The sequence below is a fragment of the Patescibacteria group bacterium genome (assembly GCA_034659915.1).
GTDB lineage: Bacteria > Patescibacteriota > WWE3 > JAUXAW01 > JAYEID01 > JAYEID01.
In genome coordinates this window covers 1-3,000 of the sequence record JAYEID010000015.1, presented here as the reverse complement: position 1 = coordinate 3,000, position 3,000 = coordinate 1, and the positions used below count along the sequence as shown (strand labels likewise).

At 39.3% G+C, this 3,000-nt stretch carries 4 protein-coding genes; 2 read left to right on the top strand and 2 right to left on the bottom strand.

Features of this window, described 5'->3' with window-relative positions; genetic code table 11:
- A partial coding sequence (locus U9M98_03115; protein ID MEA2020680.1) for a hypothetical protein occupies positions 1–253 on the top strand: 253 nt, incomplete at its 5' end.
- Here the strand turns inward: U9M98_03115 and U9M98_03110 are convergent.
- Positions 250–846: an RNA polymerase sigma factor gene (locus tag U9M98_03110; GenBank protein ID MEA2020679.1), complete on the bottom strand. Its 597-nt coding sequence runs from the start codon at positions 844–846 to the stop codon at positions 250–252. The genes U9M98_03115 and U9M98_03110 overlap by 4 nt on opposite strands.
- A 109-nt stretch (positions 847–955) precedes the next feature.
- Positions 956–1,774, bottom strand: a complete 819-nt coding sequence (locus tag U9M98_03105; GenBank protein MEA2020678.1) for a hypothetical protein — start codon at positions 1,772–1,774, stop codon at positions 956–958.
- A 350-nt stretch (positions 1,775–2,124) separates the two neighbouring features.
- Here U9M98_03105 and U9M98_03100 point away from each other — a divergent pair, with 350 nt between their 5' ends.
- Positions 2,125–2,982 (top strand): hypothetical protein, encoded by an 858-nt coding sequence (locus U9M98_03100; GenBank protein MEA2020677.1) that lies wholly within the window; start codon positions 2,125–2,127, stop codon positions 2,980–2,982.
- Positions 2,983–3,000 lie beyond the last annotated feature (18 nt).

The window sequence follows — 3,000 nt, the reverse complement described above, 5'->3', positions numbered from 1 at the left end:
TGATCCGGATAATTATGGCTTTGATTGGTTAGAAGAGCGCGAGCCTCGGGTGGTGGCTAACATACGTGGTCCTGTAAAGTTGCAGGGATCTGAGGTTAAGATACCAGATCTTAGAGCAGGTGCTACCTTAGTAATAGCTGCTTTGGCAGCGAACGGTGAAAGTAAGATTTACGGTGTTGAACATATTGATCGGGGTTATGAAAATTTTGAAGATAAATTGCGTCAACTCGGTGCTGAAATAACTCGAGCTTAATCTTTGGTTTCTTGGAGTGGTGTCTCTTGTTCTTTGATTTTCTTTCTTAGTTTCTTCATACACCGGTGGACTATTGTCCCCACATTGGTTTCGCTTAAGTTCATCATGTTAGCAATGTCTTTGTTTCTTCGTCCTTCAAAGAATTTTAGGTAAATTATTTCTTGTTCTCTTCTGGGAAGCTGGTTTATAAGGTTTTGGAGTAGTTGAGTCTTTTCTTCCTTAATGTAGGAGGTAGGAGGCGTTTCCTCTTTTGAAACTGGTGGTGCGATTTTCTCAAGACTAGTACTTTCTCTTTTTTCCTTTTCTCGAAAGTAATCAATAAGAACATTTCTAGCTATCCTATACAACCAAGCTGAAAGAGAGACGCCTTGCCATTGGAAGGAATCTAAGCCTTTTAATGCTTTTGTAAATGTTTCTTGGACTAGATCTTCCGTTTCTCTATTTTGTCCTAGTTGGGCTTTGAAAAAGGTGGTGATGTGTGGTTGGTAATGGGCATAGATATCTTCAAAAGCTTTTTGTCCGGCGCGTCCACCTCTTTGTGCCTTCTTTACAAGCTTTTCCTCTTTTTCGAGATCCATGGATATCCTTGACATAGGTTCTTGTTAGCGAGAAATTGTAACTACAAAGACAAATAACTAGATAATATAAGCTGCTATACCCTATTGTTATGATTTATGTTTCTTATATCTTATGACTTAATTTCTAGATTTCTAGTGGATCTTGGCGTGCGTCTTCAACCACCGGTAGTGAATTTTTTCGTGGACCTATTATAATTACAATGTCTTGGGGCCCAAGTTTTGCTTTTTCCCAATCGTTTTTTGAGCGGATCCAGATCTTTCTTCCCGAAAGTGAACTTAGGATTTCGTTTAAACTTTGTTCTAGTGGTGGAAAATAAATGTAGGTAGCATCAATTACTAAGTACCCTTTCTTTCCAGGTAAAATTTTGATTCGTGGTTGGGGGAGAGGTAAGTCTTTTAAATTTTGTTCAAGTTTGTTTGTAGTTAATTCTAGATCACTGGCAATTTTCTTAACAATTTTTGAAATCTTTTCTAAGTTGATGCTTTCGTCCTCAGTTAATTTGTATTTCTTTTCCTCGCCCTGATACCTTGTTTGGGGACGTTTTCCGCATTCAATTATAATCTTAGGATTTGTTATTTCTAACCAATATTTTAAAATTTCAGAAAGGCTTGTATTGTATTCGAGAACTAGTACGTTTTGGTGCGGTTTAAGGAGGATAAGTTGAGCAATAGTTTTGCCGATCAAAGTAATCCATTTAAAACAGTTTTGTGGGTAGTGCTTTGCTCCGATTATGGTTAAGGGCACCACAAATTCAGCTTCTGGAGATTCAATGTTCCTTCTAGTGGGAACTTGTTTGTGAATAGCAGTGTAAAGCGCTTCTCTTAGAAGTGCTGTTCTGCTTTCGCCAACCAGAGCAATTATTTGGGGCTTGTGCTTTTTGAGAGTAGCCTTGGTTAGTATTTTTAAGATTTTGCGCAGAACTCTTCGTAAAATCCTCCTCATACTGGTTATTATAACAGGGCTCTTTCCAGTTTATCACGTGATTAGTAGTATTTAGTAGCTAGTAGTAAGTAGCATGTATGAATTTGAGTTAGGATTTGTGGTTAATGATTTTTGGAGTTAAGGAATAAGAGAATAAGAGAATAAGAGAATAAGAGAATAAGAGAATAAGAGATAGGAATATAGAGAATAAATTTTAAATTTTGAATTTTAAATGATGGATAGAAGTCATTCTGAGGAGGAATCTTCGACTGACGAAGGCGGAACGCGGAATGCCGGGTGCTGGTTTTGGATTTTAGTTGACGCTGGTTTGGGGTTATGCTAGATTGGGTTTAGGTTTCTTGCCCATGCAAATGAACGAATCAGGACAAACTCTAGTTATTATCCTCTTGGTGGTTGCCACTTCTCTATTGGTTGGAGCTGGTGTGGCTACCCGCTCAACGTTTCTTATTCAACAATCAACTTTTTCAGAAGAGGCAAATCAGGCTTTACATTTTTCCGAGTCTTGCGCAGAAGAGGCTTTGCGAATGATTAAGGGAGGTGAGATTACTCGTGGTGATGTGGCAAGCGGTAATGTGGTAGAGTATTGCTGTGATGTTGCAGATGCTGGTGATTGTAGGCAGCTTGTTGACTGTGACCGGGATGATTATGACTGTAGTTTTTCAGTTTCAGAATTAGGCGACGAAGTGGCGGGAATAGTGGAAAAAGATGATGCTGTGGAGTTGAATTTGGAGAATGCCAGTACTTCAGGATGTGAGGACATCACCCTTTACTGGTGTTTAGAAGCAGAAAACTGCCCTTCTGAGGATATTGGGTTGGAGGTTAGTGTAGTTTATAACAACGGTTCGGAGTGGTTGGTTTGGAAGCAAATTTATGGTGACAGTAGCTATGGTTTTGCTTCTCATGGGGGGGAGGCTGAATTTGATGGTGTGGATTACGATTATCATCAGAGTATAGATTTATTTGCGGATCTTCCGGATGATGTTAGCGAAGTAAAACTTATGCGCCTTACTCCCCGCTTTAAGTCTTTTCATATTGGTATTGCTTCTTGCGGAAGTTTGGGGTTTCAGGGGTTTGATATAAATACCGAGGGTTGGTTTGGTCGGAGTACGAAAAAGGTTAGAGTTACTCGTAGTGAGCCTGCACTTCCTCCTATCTTTGATTATGTGTTGTTTTCTGGTTCTGAAGATGCGCCGCTAGAAAAAAGGTAGAGTTTGTAACCTTCTTAT